Source organism: Methylicorpusculum oleiharenae, from assembly GCF_009828925.2.
Taxonomy (GTDB): Bacteria; Pseudomonadota; Gammaproteobacteria; order Methylococcales; family Methylomonadaceae; genus Methylicorpusculum; species Methylicorpusculum oleiharenae.
Window position 1 is genome coordinate 1,165,685 of sequence record NZ_WUTY02000001.1, and the last position, 18,508, is coordinate 1,184,192.

General features: G+C 44.3%; 13 protein-coding genes. All 13 read left to right on the plus strand.

The window, feature by feature from the left end:
- Positions 1–41: 41 nt before the first annotated feature.
- The 13 genes from GO003_RS05495 to GO003_RS05555 all read left to right on the plus strand — a co-directional run bounded on the left by GO003_RS05495 (position 42) and on the right by GO003_RS05555 (position 18,057).
- Positions 42–869 (plus strand): TnsA endonuclease C-terminal domain-containing protein, encoded by an 828-nt coding sequence (locus tag GO003_RS05495; protein WP_159656999.1) that lies wholly within the window; start codon positions 42–44, stop codon positions 867–869.
- Positions 853–2,937: a DDE-type integrase/transposase/recombinase gene (locus tag GO003_RS05500; protein WP_159656997.1), complete on the plus strand. Its 2,085-nt coding sequence runs from the start codon at positions 853–855 to the stop codon at positions 2,935–2,937. Before GO003_RS05495 ends, GO003_RS05500 begins: the two co-directional genes overlap by 17 nt.
- A complete protein-coding gene (locus tag GO003_RS05505; RefSeq protein WP_159656995.1) occupies positions 2,938–4,608 on the plus strand; it encodes an AAA family ATPase in 1,671 nt (556 codons plus the stop codon). It abuts the gene before it with no gap.
- Between the two features lie 2 nt (positions 4,609–4,610).
- Positions 4,611–6,131, plus strand: a complete 1,521-nt coding sequence (locus GO003_RS05510) for a TnsD family Tn7-like transposition protein (protein WP_159656993.1) — start codon at positions 4,611–4,613, stop codon at positions 6,129–6,131.
- A complete protein-coding gene (locus GO003_RS05515) occupies positions 6,124–7,737 on the plus strand; it encodes a Tn7-like element transposition protein TnsE (RefSeq protein WP_159656991.1) in 1,614 nt (537 codons plus the stop codon). The genes GO003_RS05510 and GO003_RS05515 overlap by 8 nt, the downstream gene beginning before the upstream one ends.
- 214 nt (positions 7,738–7,951) lie before the next feature.
- Positions 7,952–8,317: a DUF4145 domain-containing protein gene (locus GO003_RS05520; RefSeq protein WP_231088836.1), complete on the plus strand. Its 366-nt coding sequence runs from the start codon at positions 7,952–7,954 to the stop codon at positions 8,315–8,317.
- Positions 8,286–9,374, plus strand: coding sequence for a type I restriction endonuclease (locus GO003_RS05525; RefSeq protein ID WP_231088837.1), 1,089 nt, complete (start codon positions 8,286–8,288; stop codon positions 9,372–9,374). The genes GO003_RS05520 and GO003_RS05525 overlap by 32 nt, the downstream gene beginning before the upstream one ends.
- Positions 9,332–9,661, plus strand: a complete 330-nt coding sequence (locus GO003_RS05530) for a DEAD/DEAH box helicase family protein (RefSeq protein ID WP_231088838.1) — start codon at positions 9,332–9,334, stop codon at positions 9,659–9,661. The genes GO003_RS05525 and GO003_RS05530 overlap by 43 nt, the downstream gene beginning before the upstream one ends.
- A 441-nt stretch (positions 9,662–10,102) precedes the next feature.
- Positions 10,103–10,765 carry a 3'-5' exonuclease gene (locus GO003_RS05535; RefSeq protein WP_159656989.1) on the plus strand — a complete coding sequence of 221 codons (663 nt, stop codon included), beginning with the start codon at positions 10,103–10,105 and terminating at the stop codon, positions 10,763–10,765.
- A 240-nt stretch (positions 10,766–11,005) separates the two neighbouring features.
- Complete coding sequence (locus tag GO003_RS05540) at positions 11,006–12,583, plus strand: class I SAM-dependent DNA methyltransferase (protein ID WP_159656987.1); 1,578 nt, start codon at positions 11,006–11,008, stop codon at positions 12,581–12,583.
- The gene (locus GO003_RS05545) at positions 12,573–13,934 is read left to right on the plus strand and encodes a restriction endonuclease subunit S (protein WP_159656985.1); all 1,362 of its coding nucleotides are present in this window, start codon (positions 12,573–12,575) and stop codon (positions 13,932–13,934) included. The genes GO003_RS05540 and GO003_RS05545 overlap by 11 nt, the downstream gene beginning before the upstream one ends.
- Entirely contained in the window at positions 13,931–14,878 is a 948-nt protein-coding gene (locus GO003_RS05550) for a DUF4268 domain-containing protein (RefSeq protein WP_159656983.1), read from the plus strand. The genes GO003_RS05545 and GO003_RS05550 overlap by 4 nt, the downstream gene beginning before the upstream one ends.
- Positions 14,875–18,057, plus strand: a complete 3,183-nt coding sequence (locus GO003_RS05555) for a type I restriction endonuclease subunit R (protein WP_159656981.1) — start codon at positions 14,875–14,877, stop codon at positions 18,055–18,057. Before GO003_RS05550 ends, GO003_RS05555 begins: the two co-directional genes overlap by 4 nt.
- Positions 18,058–18,508 lie beyond the last annotated feature (451 nt).

An 18,508-nucleotide genomic window follows, 5' to 3' on the forward strand; every position in this document is an offset into this window, starting at 1 on the left:
AGTCTAGGCTTGAAGAACGAGCAATGCAGGATGGTTTAATTATGGCTAGAAAATCATACGGAACTTCGGAAGTAAAATTTCAAAAATGGATCAAGGATGGCCGGGGTTCTGGTAGAGGTATCGAGTACAAACCATGGATAACAGTGCGAGATCTACCTTCGGAAGGTAGGTCTCATCGAATATTCGGGCATAAATCGCAACGTACCCATCACTTATTATCTGATCTCGAACTTGCAGTATTTCTCTTGCTCGAGTGGCATTCAGAAGTTATAGAAATCCGAGAGCAGTTTCCTTTAGAAAGAGACATTACCAGTAGGTTGGCTATTGACATTGGTATTTCTCATCCAGCCATTTCTGGCTTTAAACAATACATGTCCTCTGATTTTTTAGTAAATGCCAAGGATCTTAAACGACCCAAGTTCGTGCTTCAGGCTAAATACGCAGATGCACTAAATGATCCAAGAACTATTGAAAAATTGGAAATTGAAAGGCGCTACTGGGTTGAAAAAAATATACCCTGGCAGATTGTTACAGAAAAAGAAATTCCTAGTGTTGTCGTCAAAAATATCAATTGGCTTTATCCTGCAAAGCGAGATGAAATAAATCACGAAACTGTTTTAGAACGAGTCCAGTTCTATGCTCACCACTTTCAGAAATCGCCAGATATCTTGATGATCGATATCTGTAAATCTTTAGATATTGCTTACGACCAGCCTCCAGGCGAATCACTTCAAGAAATTCGCCAATTACTTGCAAGACGATGTTTCCTATTCGATTTATTCACACCAACAATAAAGTTAAAAGCTAAGCAATTAAAGTCGAGTAGCATTAATCATTTAGTGGAGACACTTCATGTTTCAAATCAATGAGATATTGAAATACAACGGTGTAACATATCGAATTTTGGCTTTGTTATCAACACAGGTAGTCTGGATTCGAATCGATGATAACAGTTCATTCCCATCACTCATTGATCTAGAAGAACTACGATCAGCTATTGATGAAGGAGAACTTACTCGTGAAAAAGAGTCATTTAGTCAGTTATTATTGCAAATGCCAGAAGATGGTTCTTTACTTAAACTCAAGCGAGATGAAAATTATCAGCTCATAAAGCCACTGGTTGATTCGCCAGAGTTTTTTTTGCCAAAGGTCCGTGCAGAAATCATTAACCAGATTATCGAAAAGCATGGTACTACAAAACAAACGTTATATCGTATTGCAAGACGTTATTGGCAACGAGGACAGATACCGAATGCGCTGCTTCCTGACTATAAAAACTCTGGGGCTAGAGGGATAAAGCGCGTTGCTCAAAACAAAAAGCTTGGGCGTCCAAGAAAATATATGCCTGGAGTCGGTGTTAATGTTGATGAGTTTATTGAGAGGCTGTTTCGCGTAGCAATAGATAAGTATTTACTAACGGATAAAGGCTATTCTTTTCCTTATGCTCATCGAAAGTTCAAAGATATATACGAGACCCACTTTCCAAACACTCCAGAGGAAGAAATGCCTACTAATTGGCAAATGAACCATTTCTACAAGCGAGAATATAAATTAGTCGAAAAACTTAAAAAACGTTCAAGCAAAATTGAATTTAATAAGGATATTAAACCCCTGAGTTCTACTGCTAATATGCAAGTTCTTGGTCCAGGCTCAAGGTTTGAAATTGATGCAACAATAGCAGATATTTATTTAGTTTCCGATAGCGACAGGGCCAACATAGTTGGTCGGCCTGTGGTTTACATTGTTAAAGATGTATTCAGTAGGATGGTTGCAGGTTTCTATGTTGGCTTTGAGAATCCATCATATGTCGCAGCTATGCAAGCATTAGTGAGTGCCATGACGAATAAAGTAGCATACTGCAAAAAATATGGGTTTGATATTGATGAAGAAATTTGGCCTGTAGTCGGGCTTCCAGATGCCATTCTTGCTGATCGAGGGGAACTATTAGGTCATCAAATTGAAAGTTTAGAAAACAATTTTTCCGTTAGAATTGAGAACACTCCTCCTTATAGAGGTGATGCTAAAGGTATTGTTGAGAGAAGTTTTAAGACTCTTCAAGCTGATTTTACCCCCTTTGCTCCTGGTGTAGTAAAAGGCACAAAAATTAAAAAAAGGGGTGATAAAGATTACCGGCTAGATGCAAAACTATCTGTTCGAGATTTTCAAGAAATTGTTCTTGCGTCGATTCTCTTTCACAATCAGTATGCGACTCTTAAAAAATATGACCGTGATATTGATATGCCAGCAGATTTGCCGTTAGTTCCATTGCATCTATGGAATTGGGGAATTCAACACCGTACAGGACGATTAAGGTCAGCAAACGAGGATGCTTTGCGAGTCAGTTTATTGCCAAGAGTGAAAGTGAGTATTTCTGAGCTTGGTATTAGTGCTTTTGGTATTTACTTTACATCATCAGAAGTTATACAAGAAGGTTGGTTGCATCGTTCTTCAAGCGTATCTCGGCCTATTAATCTTGAGGCTGGTTATGATCCTGGGTCAGCAGATAATATCTACTTGTTTCCAAAGAAAAATAGTGTGGAATATTGGACATGTAAACTTGCTCATCGCTCACGGGAGTTTTTGAATTGCTCATTCTGGGATGTTTGGCAAGTTCAAGATCAGCAAAAAAAAGTAATGGCTCAAGTAGGCCAGGTTTCTGATAAGAAGAAGCGAGAGCATGAGCGTTTTATTAAATCAAAGATAAAATCTGCTTTATCAAAAGCTCCAGATACCAGTGGGTTAACGAATGCAGAGCAAATCGCCGCAATTAATGACAATAAACGCAAAGAAAAACAACAGGAAAGGCAAGATTCGGCTTACCGACCTCCGGTCGTTGATAATAAAAATACAGCTCAGGTTATTCATTTAGGGGAGCAAACAACTGAAGATTTTAGTTACCCTAATCATATCGATGAACTTTTTAATGAGAGCGAGTAAATGTCTTTACCAAGTAACTTCGTAAATGCTGTTTACTGTGATCCTGGCGCAGATAGGTATAAAGGCAACCCGTTGATTGAAGCTTTGCCGCCAATTATGTCTGTCCAGCAAATTAAAAAAGGACTTACAGGTAAGGTTGAATTTAATCCTACCGATATATATGCTGATGGCCGAAAACGTGCGCATATAATTTCTGCTTTATTGGATGATTTTTTTCAACCAATTGCTAATCATCTTCAGTTGGAAGAAAAGATATCAATTATGATTCGAAGCGGCTATGTTGGTCGTAATTTAAGTGATGGTTCTTTGAATCGCCATATGCAAAATGGCTATGAACGTATTATGAGTGGTCAATTAGACAGTTTCAGGTTTGCTAATACACGCTCAACAGCTCGGAGTTTATCGTTGATTGGATGTTCTGGGAGCGGCAAAAGCTCGACAGTGAATCGAATTTTGGCGACCTATCCCCAGGCTATCTTTCACGAAGAGCATAACTTCACTCAGCTAAGCTATTTGAGGATCGAATGTCCCAATAATGGCTCGTTAAAGAGTCTCTGCCTTAATTTTTTTCGAGAAGTTGACAGAGTGCTACATACAAATTATGAACAACGATATGGGCAAAAACGGTATGGACAACCCACTCTGCTAGCATTGATGAGCCAAGTGGCTACTCATAAAGCAATTGGTATGTTGGTGATCGATGAAATTCAAAGGCTTAACAGCAGGCGCTCTGGGGGGCAGGATGCCATGTTGGAGTTTTTTGTTGAATTAGTTAATACAGTTGGTGTGCCTGTGATTTTGATCGGCACACCTAAGGCCAGACCAATTTTCGAATTAGAGCTTCAATCTGGTAGGCGCAGTGCTGGATTTGGTTCGCTATTTTGGGAGCCCATGAGAGCTACAAAATCTCTTTCAGATTGCCAAACGGGCAAATCAAAAAGAACAGAATGGATCGCCTTCACGGACACACTTTGGAAGTATCAATGGTTGCAAAAGCGCGATGAGATTATGTCCGATGAAATTAGGGATTGTTGGTATGATCTTTCTCAGGGTGTATTAGATATAGTTGTAAAACTCTTTGTGCTCGCTCAGCTCAGAGCCATAGCCATTGGTCTTGAAAGAATAAACGTAAAGTTATTGCGACATGTCTATGATGAAGAGCTTAAACCAGTACACCCTATGCTTGCAGCTTTAAGATCAGGCGATCCTGAGCTTATTGCAAAATATTCGGATCTTCATGTTCAAGATATTGATAAAAAGGTTCTTGAACTTCGCAAAAAAATAGATGACTACCAGCTGGATGAAAGTTCTGAAAAAGAGCGATATGGAGGCAATGAACAGGCATTGCGGCTACATAGTTTACTTAGGGGAATGGATTGTCATTCAGACCTCCTCGTTCCGTTAATTGAAAAAGTATTTGCTGATCATCCCAATCTATCTGTTAGAGAAATGATTCCACTCGTGCTAGAGTGGTATGAAAATTTAAATCAGAAGCAAGAAAAAGCACCTTTAAATAATATGATATATATTAAGGAAAAGGATTGGCATAAGTTGGAAACTGACGATATCAGATTTAAGTCATCGCAGGGTGAACAAAGTCTGATATATGAAGCTCTTAAAAGCCAAGGTATCATTTTTGATCTCCAACACTGGCTCGAAAAAGCTGGTTAACAATGTTGGGCTTTCCGGTCCCCTATACTAATGAGCTGATATACAGCACTGTGGCTCGGGCTGGAACTCATTTGGGCATAGAATCACCTAAAGAACTTTTAGATGAGGTTTTTGGAAATCGCAAGGTGATTGCGACACTAGATTTACCATGCCACTTACAAAAAATTGCTGATCTGTACCCGGAAACATTAAACTTGGATGTCGAAAATTTGGCTAATCGGCATACTCTCCTTCCTATTTATACTCCATTTGTCAACGAAAATAGGCGCCTACAGTGTCTCAAGTGGATGTCTGGTGTTTCTCAGGGAGCGGTTCATTTGGCGCTTGGCGTTGTGGCATCAAGAGTTCAGCAAGGTCAGAACCTCAGGTATTGTCCAAAATGTTTGGATAATCAGCAATCCTTACATGGAGAATATTATTGGTATAGGCAATGGCAGGTATTCGGTGCGGACTGTTGCCTAGAGCATGGGCAGCTTTTGACTTCGAATATTGAGCGTCATGGGTATCATCGACATGAATTTTTCCCAGCAACACCAAAAAACTGCCCAAACAATAGGCAAAACGAGTCTTCCTATCAGTCTAAGGCGGTAACAAAACAAGTTCTTAGTATTTTGAATTGCTCATCTTTGCTGTCTCCAACTTGTCACCAATGGACTAGCTACTACAAGTGTATTGCAAAAAATAGTGGTTTAAATCGAGGTCATCAAATTCAGTATGCGTCGATTAAGCAAAGAGTTATAGAGCACTGGGGTCGACAATGGTTAAGTGCTCATGGATTAACTCCTAAAGACGAGCAAAGCTGTTGGCTTCGCACGATATTTAGAAAACACAGGAAGTCATTCAGTTACCTTGAGCACATTGTTGTGTTGGATGCTTTATTATCTTCCGGCTGGCAATTTGAAGACGAGATTAAATCAGTATTTTCTCATCCTAGAGATCCATATAATTCCTATAAAGTTCCAGTTATCCAATTAGTTAATGTAAGTGAAACAAATGTATACAGGGAAAAGTGGATGAGCTTGCTTTGCCATTGTGGAGTAAAACAAGCCAGAGCCAATAGTGGAGGTGCAGTATATGCTTGGTTATACCGGCACGATAGGGATTGGCTTTTGGATGTAGATAAACAACATCAATTGCCTACAAAAATTGTAAATAATAGGGTTGATTGGAAGGCTCGTGATAAAACTATAGTGCGATCACTTTGCAAAATTCGAGATGATTATGAGTTAGATTTGAGCAATCCTCGTCGAACCATGAAATGGTTTCTATCTCACATTAACCAAGCATCAACAGTTGAGAAGAAAATTTGCAATCTCCCGCTAACCAGATTATTTTTTGATAAATATTGTGAATCTATAGAAAATTATCAGATTCGACGAATTACCAATATAATTAATTCTGTACCTTTGGATAGCCATAACTGGAAGCCATGGAAAATATTGAGATTGTCGGGTCTAAGTGAAGAACGGTTAAGAGAAAAAGCCCGTCGATTTCTGGAATTAATAGTAAGGGAAAATGGATAAATTTCGATTTGATTATTTAGAGGACGAGGTAAAAATTCTGGGGTTTGGAACGCTATTCCGATTACAAAATGGCAGTCAGTGGTCAATTAATATTGATTATTACCCTCGGCAAGAAAAGAATTACATGCGAATGTCTAATGCCCCTGTTTTAGCACGAAAACGTTACCTAAATGAAACACAGCAGCATAAAGCTCCAGGTTTTTTAAGGGAGTTTACTATAGATACTACGTGTCTTTGGAATGTCAAAAAGATAAAAGATTGTCCCGCATTAAAAAATACTAAAAGGGAAGAAGCAGAACAAAGTTGCTTTGTTTTCGATGATGATGGTGTGGCTATCTATCTTCCTCAATTTGAGCTTGCTAGAGCTCTATTCTTTCATGACAACTATCTCTCTAGAACATCGCTTGAGCCAGATTATTTAGCTGCCGAGTTTGATATTAAGATAAATAGGGATGTTGATCGAGCTCTTGTTAACGTAATGATTTCATCAAATTTTTCACTTAAGCATTTCAATGATCCAGGTTGCCGGAGGGTTTTGAGTTGGATATTGCTTGATGAGAATGCTCGAAAATCTTACGAGAGTATCGGGAAGCACCAGAAAATGAACGGTTATGATGTCAACTGCTATCGACACTGGAACTTTAGTTTTGAGCCTCCACCATTGCCAAATACCAAGTTCAGCGTTAGGGGATGGATAGACAATGAAACTAAAAGTATGTTTGTTTACGAGATTCATGGTATTCGTAACATAAGAGCTGAAGTACCATCAGAGGTTGACTTCTTCCACCCCGATTTTGAACAACCGGTCCATGGATCAAAAAGGGGTGCTGCTGCATCAGGAAATAATTTACCATCTGAGCATATTATTCATGATGGCATTACTCCTAGCTCTGATACCCAAAGAGTAATTCTCAGACCGGACACTATAGAAATTGAGTTTGATAAGCCTATAAAAACAAACCGTATCGCAAATAAGAAAACATCCGCAAAATCAGGTAAAAAAAACGACAGTGAACCCGATTATGTATCTAAGGATGCAAGTACCGATGAATCAGATATCACAGGGAATCTTCCTGGTGCCGATTGGAACAACATAGATGACCAAACAGATGATGCGTATCTTTACATAAACAAGTTTACTTGTTTTTTTACAATGACTCGTTTGCTTGAAAAAAAGGATGAGTGTTCGGTCATTAGATTTCCACTTCGCAAATTACCTTCTATTCCTCGGTGTAATAAACACTTACTGACAACGGATAGAAACCCCAGATGCTTGGCTGTTATTGAAGTTTCAATTTCTGGAAAAATATTCCACATACTTGAGGTCGACACTTCTGATGCAGATAAACCGTTATCGACAAAGTTACTAATCCTAAAACCAACATCAAGTTTAGAGCAGGATTTAACACGCTTAGAGGAAGAACTTGTACGCGGATCTTTGCGATGGCCTTCGAAGTTGCTTGATCAGATGTGCGGTAAAAACAACCATCACGGTATACCTCACCCCAAATCGGGACATAAAGGGGAGTTAGATTCAAAGTCCATTGAAGGCTGGGCAGATCGGTTTTATTCACGAATACTGGGAGCAAGCAGGGAGTTGACATAGAGTCAGCTATGATCCGTTTTACGGATTAGCCCATATGAAAGAGGAAGTTGATATGCAAAAAACAACCCATCAGGCCGCACCTTATTAAACCGCTACAGTAAGTTATTGTTCTATTAGTATCTAACGCTAAGCCAAAAATATTAAAAACCAGCTTATACTATTTACAAACTAACTGGCAATTTACGCAGTAGAAACATTAGGCTCAATAGAAATAATGGACGACAAGAGTAATTTTGCTTTCTTACAGGAACACGACCCCTTATTTTTTCAGTTAGCTACTTCTGCCGAGCACGCATTTGCCAGTGACCCTAACATTACACTAATCAAACTGCGCCAATTAGGCGAAGCGATGGCACAAGATTTGGCGGCGCGATGTGGCATTGAGTTTGATGACAAAACCAGTCAAGCCGATTTATTGTTCAAGTTGAATCGTGAAATTCGCTTGGAAACCAATGTTGCCGAGCTGTTCCACACCTTGCGAATAGAAGGCAACCGAGCGACCCATCAGTTCAAGACTCAGCACAAAGAAGCCCTGGATGGTCTGCGCATTGGCTATCTGGTTCCATCAGGCATTTGGTAAACAAGGCACAAATTTTAAACCGGGTCCCTTCATCGCTCCAACCGATCCCAGCCAGAAGTTAAGAGCGCTGACCATTCAAATTGATCAGCTCAAAGCCAGGCTTCAAGATGCCAGTGAGCAAGTTGAAACCAACCAGCAGCTGATCGAACTAAGCGCACGCGAAAAAGAACAATACGCAGCATTGGCCGAACAAATGGATGCTGAGGCTCGCCTATTCGAGCAGTTGGCTCAAGAAAATGAACAAAAATTATGCCTGGAACGACAAGCTTTTGAAGATCGTTTACAAGCCATGCAAAAGGAGTTGGAAACACGCGGGCCGGCTAATCAAAAGGTTGGCGCAACTATTAAAAAGGCAGCTGCAGAACTATCCCTCAATGAAGAATTAACGCGTATTCTAATTGATCAGCAACTGATTGCCGCAGGCTGGCAAGCTGACACCGAGGAGCTGACCTACCAAAAAGGCGTAAGACCCGAAAAAGGTAAAAACAAAGCCATTGCCGAATGGCCGACCAAAGGCAAACAAGCTGCCGACTATGTATTGTTCGCCGGATTAACCCCGATTGCAGTAGTAGAAGCCAAACGCGAAAACGTCAATGTTGCCGGTAAAATAGCCCAGGTCGAACGCTATTCTCGTGGCTTTATGCCTATCGGCAACATTGAGACTGCCTGGCAATTAGAAGGCCGCAGTATCGCATGGCCCGATCATGAAGAGGGTCACTATCAAATCCCCTATGTGTATTCCTGTAATGGACGGCCTTTTGTTAAGCAATTGGCGGAGCAATCCGGCACCTGGTTTCGCGATGTCCGAGAGCCTTTTAACTTAGCGAAACCATTACCGGACTTTCATAGTCCCGATGGTTTGCTGGATAGACTTCAACGCAGTAAAACCGCAGCGGAAGACAAGCTACGCCAAGAAGGTTTTGCGTATCTACGATTAAGAGATTATCAGGAAAAAGCAGTTCAGGCTGTCGAAGCGGCACTGGAAAACAATCAGCACAATTGCCTATTGTGGCTATGGCAACCGGGACGGGTAAAACCCGAACGATTATCGGTTTGATGTATCGCTTTTTGAAAACAGAGCGCTTCAAACGTATCCTTTTTCTGGTGGATCGAACCGCGCTTGGTCAACAGGCTATCGATGCCTTTAACGATTCACCGCTGGAACAAAACCAAACTTTATCCAAGATCTACAACGTTGCCGAACTTGGCGATATGGCCGCCGAAGCGGAAACCCGCATTCAAGTGGCGACCGTGCAAGCCATGGTCAAACGCATTTTCCAATCCGATAACTGTAACTTTAAAATAAAGAATCATACTTTCATGATCCGTAAGACATTGATTTAAATGTATAAGTTAAAATGGCTTTTAAAATAAAGTAGCATACTAATAGCTAGTAGCATCAAAAAATCAACCCAAAAACTTAAAATAAAGAACCATCCTATTCTTAAATATCAACTACTTATAATAATTTATATCGCGGATCCAATAGCTCCTGACAACAGTGGCGATTGATTAACCGACTCTTCGTAAGTCTTACTGTATATGATTTTCAGTCCTATTAATACGCCTAAGCGCGCGCAGCTCCTTCTTCGTGCCTTAATCGTTAACTTTTCAAGGCAAGTCCAAAAACCTGCTGATTTAAGTTGGCCAATGAACCGACACTCATCCGCAAGGCCCTTTGATCTTGACATTAATCATGTACTCTCTGTTACGGAATCAATTGGGCTAAAAAGACAGCTTCAACTTTGACGTCAACTATCCTGACACAGAGGGGATCAAAACGGGGTGAACGGTGGTGCCGGACTTGATCAGTTTTTGGAGTTGATTAGAGCCTATTTCCCCAAGGACCTTAAAGAGCGCATTAGTATTTCCACATGCCATAAATACAAGGGTCTGGAAAAGTCGATGGTAATCGTGCTGGATGCCGTTTTACGGCGCTATCCCATGGTCCATCCGGATTGGGTATTTTTCCGGATACTGGGTGATAGTCCTGAAAAAATAACGAACGAAGAGCGGAGGCTGTTTTACGTGGCGCTCACTCGAGCGGCAAAAAAGCTGGTCATCATGACTGATGGCGAAAACAAATCGCCTTTTTTGTATGATATAAAAACTAATCGTTTTTTCTGGCAGGCTATTAACTGGCAAGACTATCCACCGGTAGCCGGGCAATCAAGCCGAATGGTGGTTAAAGTGGGTAATCAGGAGTCTCGTAGCGGCGGAGGAACATTTGCGATCAAAGACCGACTGAAAGCGGCAGGGTATCAATGGCAGTCAGTAGGTTGGCCGTGTTGGGAAAAAAGCTTCCCCGCCATTGGCTTTAGTATTGAGGCGATCAAGAGCGAAATAGGGAACGAGCTCGCGAACGGTCTAGAGGTTAAAATTACAAATGATGTTGATGAGCCTATAGCCTGTTTTCTAGTTAATGACGGGCTCTGGCGGGAGCGTTGAGTCAATGTTAAGTATTTTAAATAAACGCTGTAAGGTAGATTCATGATAGCAAACTGCCCAATTTGTCCGCCAAAAGTAGGTGACTCAATTTGAAATCCAGGTGAATCTATCCCTACTTGTCTTGTAGCGGTTTCCCCTTGCAGAATAATCCTCCATCACAGTCGATTTTTCCGACCCAAAGACTATTATGGTGTTATAAAGTTGCGGTATTAACCCCTCCGAATCTGATAAGAAAAATGCATGATTGAAGACATCAAGAAAACCCTCTGGGCCACCGCCGATAAACTGCGCGCCAACATGGACGCCGCCGAATACAAACACATTGTTCTCGGCCTGATCTTCGTTAAATACATCTCCGACACCTTCCAATCCCGTCGTGCCGAACTCACGCGTAAGTTTGCCGATAGCCAGGATGATTATTATCTGGAAGACGCTGACCCGGAGCTGATTAATGCAGAACTGGAAGACCGAGATTACTACAAAGAAGTCAACGTATTCTGGGTGCCCGAAGCCGCCCGCTGGGAAAGCTTACGTGCCCAAGCAAAGCAGGCCGACATTGGTAAACGCATCGACGACGCACTATCGTTGATAGAAGCCGAAAACCCCAAACTCAAAGGCATCCTTGATAAACGCTACGCCCGCGTGCAATTGCCCGATGGCAAACTGGGGGAGCTGGTCGATCTGGTCTCGAAAATCGGCTTTGGTGAAACTTGCAAGGTTGAAGACCGGGTTAAAAATCACTCCCGTGATCTACTCGGACAGGTTTATGAATACTTTCTTGGCCAGTTCGCCAGCGCCGAAGGTAAACGCGGAGGCCAATTCTACACGCCCGCATCCATTGTTAAATTGCTGGTTGCCATACTCAATCCCCATAAAGGCCAGGTCTACGACTCTTGTTGTGGCTCAGGCGGTATGTTTGTGCAATCGGAAAAATTCATCGAAGCCCACGGCGGCAAATTAGGCGATGTCTCCGTCTATGGTCAGGAAGCCAATCCCACGACCTGGCGACTGGCGGCGATGAACCTTGCCATTCGCGGTATCGACTTCAATCTGGGCAAAGAACCCGCCGATAGCTTCTTGCGCGACCAACATCCCGACCTGCGTGCAGATTATGTCATGGCCAATCCGCCGTTCAATATTTCCGACTGGTGGCACGGCAGCCTGGAAGGCGACCCGCGCTGGGTTTACGGTACGCCGCCGCAAGGCAATGCCAACTATGCCTGGCTGCAACACATCCTCTACCACCTCAAACCTACAGGCCGCGCCGGAATTGTGCTCGCCAACGGCTCGATGTCTTCCAGCCAGAACAGCGAAGGCGAGATTCGCCGGGCTATGGTGGAGGCCGACAAGGTTGAAGTGATGGTTGCTCTGCCCGGTCAACTGTTCTTCAACACCCAAATACCTGCCTGCCTGTGGTTTCTGGTCAAAGAAAAACGTGTCAGGCAAGGCGAAGTCCTCTTCATAGATGCCCGTAAACTCGGCAGCATGATCAGCCGTGTGCAATGCGAATTCACCGATGACATCATTGAACAAATAGCCAACACCGTTGCCGCCTGGCGTGGCGAAAGCGCATCAGGCGAAGCCTATGCCGATGTCGCAGGTTATTGCCGTAGCGTCACCCTGGCAGAAATCGCCGAACACGGCCATGTCCTCACACCGGGTCGCTATGTTGGTGCAGAAGCAGTTGAAGAGGATGACGAAGCCTTCGCCGATAAAATGCAAAAGCTGACCGAAAAGCTGGGCGAGCAGATGGCTAAGGGTGCGGAACTGGATCAGTTAATACGCCAGAAGTTGGGGGGACTGGGGTATGATTTCTAATTTGTCTGATGTAGAGAGCGAAGAGATAATAAAACTGAATTTATGCGGAAGCAAATATCCGTATGTTTTTGTTTCTGATGTGTGCTCAGTAGGCGATGGAGCTCATAGTAAAGTAAATCGAGTTTCTGAAGGTCTACCTTATTTAACTTCAAAGAATATAGGTCAAGGAAAGTTAAAACTTGATAACTATGATTGCATATCAATAGAAGATTTTGAACGACTGTTCTCCCAGAACAGTAAAGCCATAAGGCGGCCTATGGCTGGAGATGTGCTTATAGGAATTATTGGAACGTTTGGTAACGCGTATTTATACAAAAATAATGACCATTTTGGATTCGCCAGTTCAATCGGTATTCTTCGTCCAAACCAAAAATTACTTCTACCAGGATTTTTGTACTACGCAATTACAAGCCCGAAATTCAAGAATGTTCACTCAAACTATAATGCAGGGTCAGTTCAAGGCTATACAAATATTCCGACGATAAAAAAACTCCAATTGCCATTGCCTCCATTAAACGATCAGAAGAAAATTACTGCATTACTAACCAGCCTTGACGACCGCATCACCCTATTACGTGAAACCAACACCACCCTCGAAGCCATTGCCCAAACCCTTTTCAAATCCTGGTTCGTGGACTTCGACCCGGTACGCGCCAAACAGCAAGGCAGGGAGCCGGAAGGTATGGATGCCGAAACCGCCGCACTCTTCCCCGACAGCTTCGAAGAATCAGAACTGGGCTTGGTGCCGATGGGGTGGCAGGTTGGAATTCTAGGCGACATTCTCGTGGAATCGACGAAGCGTGTTGGAAAGACAAGTGCTATTGTCCTTTCAGCTGTGCAATCAGGTGAACTGGTTAGGTCATCAGAGCATTTCACAAAAAAAGTTCATAGTGAAGATATTAGCAAATACAAAGAAGTTTCTAAGTATGCTTTCGCATACAACCCATCTCGGATAAACATTGGCTCTATTGGCATCAATGAATTTGATTCAATTGGAGCGGTTAGTCCCGTTTATGTGGTTGCGAGACCAAACACGAGAGAACTCGGCTATTTCTTATGGCATCATTTGAAAACATCTAATATTCAAGAATGGATAAAAATTTTGTGTTCTGGAACAGTTAGACAAAGCCTTTCATTTAAGGATTTTTCTTCGATTCCAATTTTAACCCCTCCACACGAAATATTGTCTTCATTTCTGGATATAAGAGATAGTCTGTATGTAAGTGTGAATGCGAACCGTGAGCGAATTAATTTGTTGACCACCTTACGTGACATTTTACTTCCCCGCCTAATCTCCGGCCAACTCCGCTTGCGAGAAGATGGCAATCAATTTAAAGAGTCAGTTCAATGAAACCTTTACTTGGACAACTGCAACGGATCAATGTACGTGAAGCTTGGAAAAACGAAGCCACTGATTTCACGCCTTGGCTTGCAGAGGTTGAAAATCTCCACAATCTGGCGGAGGCACTTGGCTTATCGGAACTGGAGCTGGTGCAAACCGAGTATCAGGTAGGTGATTTTAAACTGGATATCCTCTGTACTGACGACGATGGTGAGGTCATTATCGAGAACCAACTCGAAAAAACCAACCACACCCATTTGGGACAAATAATCACTTATGCGGCAGGCATTGGAGCGAAGAAGGTTATATGGGTAGCGGAATCCTTTCGCACTGAGCATGTTGCAGCACTGGATTTCTTGAATCAGAACACTACGAGTGACCTCAATTTCTTTGGAGTAGAAATGGCACTCTGGCGCATTGCTGATTCACCCATGGCCCCGAGTTTCAATGTTGTGGTTAAACCTAATGACTGGAGCAAGTCCAGCCGTGAAAGCGCCCGCATGGCTGCAACCACTACACCGACCAAGCAGCTACAACATAAATTCTGGATCGGATGGATGGAGTATCTGGAAACAAAGAAGTCTCCGATCAGGCCACAAAAACCCCGTGCTCAACACTGGCTTAGCATCTCGCTCGGACGAGCGGGATTCAGTATTGGTGCCACGGTTAATTCCCGTGAAGATAGACTGGGAGTTGAAGTTTATATTAATCATCAGGAGGCTAAGAAATACTTTGGCCAACTCAAGGCGCAAAGCCCATCCATAGAAGCCAAGCTAGGGTTTATTTTAGATTGGAGGGAGTTACCTGATAAAAATGCTTGCAGGATACTAATCTTCAGGAATGATGCACCCTTGACTGATGAGACTGCATGGCCCAGCTATTTCGACTGGCTGACGGTTACTGCACTGAAATTGGATCAAGTCTTCCGACCCCTTGTGAAGGCACTCATATGACCGAAGACCAACTGGAACAAGAAACCCTGAGCTGGCTGGCGGATGTCGGCTACACCTCAGTCTATGGCCCTGACCTTGCCTTCGACGGCAAGACGCCCGAGCGCAGCAATTACAACCAGGTGGTTTTGGTGGAACGCTTGCGTAATGCGATCAACCGGCTGAATCCTTGGGTGCCGTTGGTCGCCCGCGAAGATGCCTTACAACAGGTCTTGAATCTGGATACGCCGGTGTTGCTGGCAGCCAATCGCCACTTTCATCACTTGCTGGTCAACGGCGTGCCGGTGCACTATCAGATCGATGGCGAGACCCGCGGCGATTTTGTCCGTCTGATAGACTGGGACTCACCCGCATCCGGCCCTGGGGGCCACCTTTTCCCGGAGGGAGAAGGAAAAAATGAATGGCTGGCAATCAATCAGTTTTCCATCAAAGGCCACAAATATACCCGGCGGCCTGACATCATTCTATTCATTAATGGCTTGCCATTGGTGCTGCTGGAACTGAAAAACCCCGCCGATCCGACGGCCGATGTATGGAAAGCCTACGGGCAGATACAAACCTATAAAGAGCAAATACCCGATGTATTCCAGTACAACGAAATACTGGTCATCTCGGACGGCACTGAAGCGTTGATGGGTTCCCTGTCTGCCGAGGCTGAGCGGTTTATGGCCTGGCGTACCATTGACGGATTAACGCTTGACCCGCTTGGTCAGTTTAATGAACTGGAAACACTGGTCCGCGGTGTCTTGGCTCCAGACTATCTGCTGGATTTTCTGCGCTTCTTTGTCCTGTTTGAAGATGACGGCACACTGGTCAAGAAAATTGCCGGTTATCATCAGTACCATGCGGTGCGGTCGGCCATCACTCAGGTCATTGCCGCGTCAAGACCCGGCGGCAGTCAAAAAGGCGGGGTGGTCTGGCACACGCAAGGTTCAGGCAAGAGCATCACCATGACCTGTTTTGCCGCCCGTGTGATGCGTGAAATAGCGATGGAAAACCCGACTATCGTGGTCATTACCGACCGCAATGATCTGGATGGGCAATTGTTCGGGGTGTTTTCGCTGGCACAGGATTTACTGCGTGAGCAGCCCGTGCAGGGCGAAACGCGTCAAGATTTACGGGCCAAGTTAGCCCATCGTCCCTCTGGCGGTATCGTCTTTGCGACGATTCAAAAGTTCATGCCCGGAGAGGATGAAGACAGTTTCCCCGTGCTGTCGGACCGTCATAATATTGTCGTGATAGCCGATGAAGCGCACCGCACGCAGTACGGTTTTGAAGCCAAGCTAAAAACCAGAAAAGTACGGGGTAACGCGTTGAGTAGTGATCGGTCGACTCAGCAAGGTGCCGTCTCGGATGCTGCCTCGTACTACCAGGTCGGCTATGCCCAGCATTTGCGAGACGCCCTACCCAACGCAACCTTCGTCGCTTTTACCGGTACCCCGGTAGCCTCCGAAGACCGCAACACCCGCGCCGTGTTTGGGGATTACATCCACATCTACGATATGCAGCAGGCCCGGGATGACGGAGCGACAGTCCCAATTTATTTTGAGTCGCGCCTGGCTAAACTGGGTTTGAAGGCCGAGTCCTTGCCTGACATTGATGCCGAAGTGGATGAACTGGCGGAAGACGAAGAAGATGATCAGCAAGCCCGGCTTAAGAGTAAATGGGCGGCGTTGGAAAGTATTGTCGGTGCAGAACCCAGAATCCAGCAGGTGGCAGCCGATCTGGTTGCCCACTTTGAAGAACGCAGTAAAGCACAAACCGGTAAAGCCATGATCGTAGCCATGAGCCGCGAAATCTCGGTACATCTTTATAACGCGATTATTGCCCTGCGACCCGAATGGCACGATGATGATCCCGAAAAGGGCGTGATTAAGGTGGTGATGACCGGTTCTGCCAGCGACAAGCCCTTGCTGCGGCCCCATATCTATTCCAAGCAAGTCAAAAAACGACTGGAAAAACGCTTCAAGAATCCCGACGATCCCATGCGGTTGGTGATCGTGCGGGATATGTGGCTCACCGGCTTTGATGCGCCATGTGTGCATACGATGTATGTGGACAAGCCGATGAAAGGCCACAACCTGATGCAAGCCATTGCCAGGGTAAACCGCGTATTCCGCGATAAACAAGGCGGTTTGGTGGTTGATTACATCGGCATTGCCAGCGACCTGAAACAAGCTTTGAAAGAATACACGGCCAGCAAAGGACGCGGCAGCCTGACGGTCGATGCCCATGAAGCCTATGCCGTTTTGGCAGAAAAAATGGATATTCTGCGGGCTATGCTGCACCCCTTCGATTACAGCGGGTTCCTGACCGGAGGCCATAACCTGCTGGCAAAGACCGCCAACCATGTGCTCGGTATCGAAGAGGGCAAGAAGCGCTTCTGCGACACGGCTTTGACGATGTCCAAGGCCTTTACCTTATGTTGCACGCTGGATGAAGCCAAGGCCGTGCGTGAAGAAGTCGCCTTCTTCCAGGCAGTCAAAGTACTCCTGACCAAGAAAGACATCAGCAGTAAAAAGAAAACCAATGAAGAGCGTGAGCTTGCCATTCGCCAGATCATCGGCTCGGCGGTGGTATCTGAAGAAGTGGTGGACATTTTCAACGCGGTGGGTCTGGATAAGCCCAATATCGGCATCCTGGATGAAGACTTCCTTAATGACATGCGCAACCTGCCTGAACGCAACCTCGCCGTTGAATTGTTGGAGCGTTTGCTGGAAGGCGAAATCAAAAGCCGCTTCGCCAGCAATGTCGTGCAGCAAAATAAATTCTCTGAACTGCTCGTCAACGTCATCAAGCGTTATCAGAATCGTTCTATCGAAACCGCGCAGGTGATGGAAGAGTTGATCCAGATGGCAAAGAAGTTTAAGGAAGCCGTCAATCGAGGCGATGATCTTGGCCTGAATGACGATGAACTGGCCTTTTACGATGCGTTGGCAAACAATGAAGAATCGGTGCGTGAACTGGGTGATGAAGTACTGAAAAAAATAGCCCATGAACTGGCAGAAAATTTACGTAAAAGTGCCCGCGTCGATTGGTCGGTACGGGAAAGCGTTCGTGCCAGTTTGAGGTTGATGGTGAAGCGGATATTGCGCAAATACAAATACCCACCAGCCAAACAGGAAGAGGCGATTCAACTGGTGCTGGAGCAAGCCGAGAACTTGTGTGCAGATTGGGCTTAGATTGTCAATTGACACTGACCGCCGAGAAGCGGTGGCGCAAGATAGAGGGGTTTAAACGGTTACCGGAAGTGTGTGTTTAATGTGGCCCCATAAACCTCGCAAACACGATACTTAACAGGGTTGCCCAAGGAGAGAGGCAATATGAATGCCTCTCTCTTTAGGGTTTCTGGATTACGGTCGGAAGATTAGTTTTTTCTTCATCAAAATTGGCGATTAATTCTTCAGTGTCCTTTATTGATCTACTGAAAACTATAGCCGGTTGTGACTTATGATAATGGCTCATTATGAGAATAATTCTATTTAAATAGGCTGTGTGAAAAACGTGACTGGAATCAAGACTCAAAGGCGCTACCATAGAAACCAATCAAATGGTTGGAATTCTATTTTTGCATAGCTTTGGTTGGAAGTATGATCACCTTGCTCCGACCCATAAGAGAGATTCGGATAACAA

Bases quoted from the DNA above. Each gene is read 5' to 3' on its own strand.
- GO003_RS05550 (WP_159656983.1), top strand. From the start codon at position 13,931: ATGAAACCTTTACTTGGACAACTGCAACGGATCAATGTACGTGAAGCT.
- GO003_RS05500 (WP_159656997.1), top strand. From the start codon at position 853: ATGTTTCAAATCAATGAGATATTGAAATACAACGGTGTAACATATCGA.
- GO003_RS05530 (WP_231088838.1), top strand. From the start codon at position 9,332: ATGGCAACCGGGACGGGTAAAACCCGAACGATTATCGGTTTGATGTAT.
- GO003_RS05495 (WP_159656999.1), top strand. From the start codon at position 42: ATGGCTAGAAAATCATACGGAACTTCGGAAGTAAAATTTCAAAAATGG.
- GO003_RS05555 (WP_159656981.1), top strand. From the start codon at position 14,875: ATGACCGAAGACCAACTGGAACAAGAAACCCTGAGCTGGCTGGCGGAT.
- GO003_RS05515 (WP_159656991.1), top strand. From the start codon at position 6,124: ATGGATAAATTTCGATTTGATTATTTAGAGGACGAGGTAAAAATTCTG.
- GO003_RS05540 (WP_159656987.1), top strand. From the start codon at position 11,006: ATGATTGAAGACATCAAGAAAACCCTCTGGGCCACCGCCGATAAACTG.
- GO003_RS05520 (WP_231088836.1), top strand. From the start codon at position 7,952: ATGGACGACAAGAGTAATTTTGCTTTCTTACAGGAACACGACCCCTTA.
- GO003_RS05505 (WP_159656995.1), top strand. From the start codon at position 2,938: ATGTCTTTACCAAGTAACTTCGTAAATGCTGTTTACTGTGATCCTGGC.
- GO003_RS05545 (WP_159656985.1), top strand. From the start codon at position 12,573: ATGATTTCTAATTTGTCTGATGTAGAGAGCGAAGAGATAATAAAACTG.
- GO003_RS05510 (WP_159656993.1), top strand. From the start codon at position 4,611: ATGTTGGGCTTTCCGGTCCCCTATACTAATGAGCTGATATACAGCACT.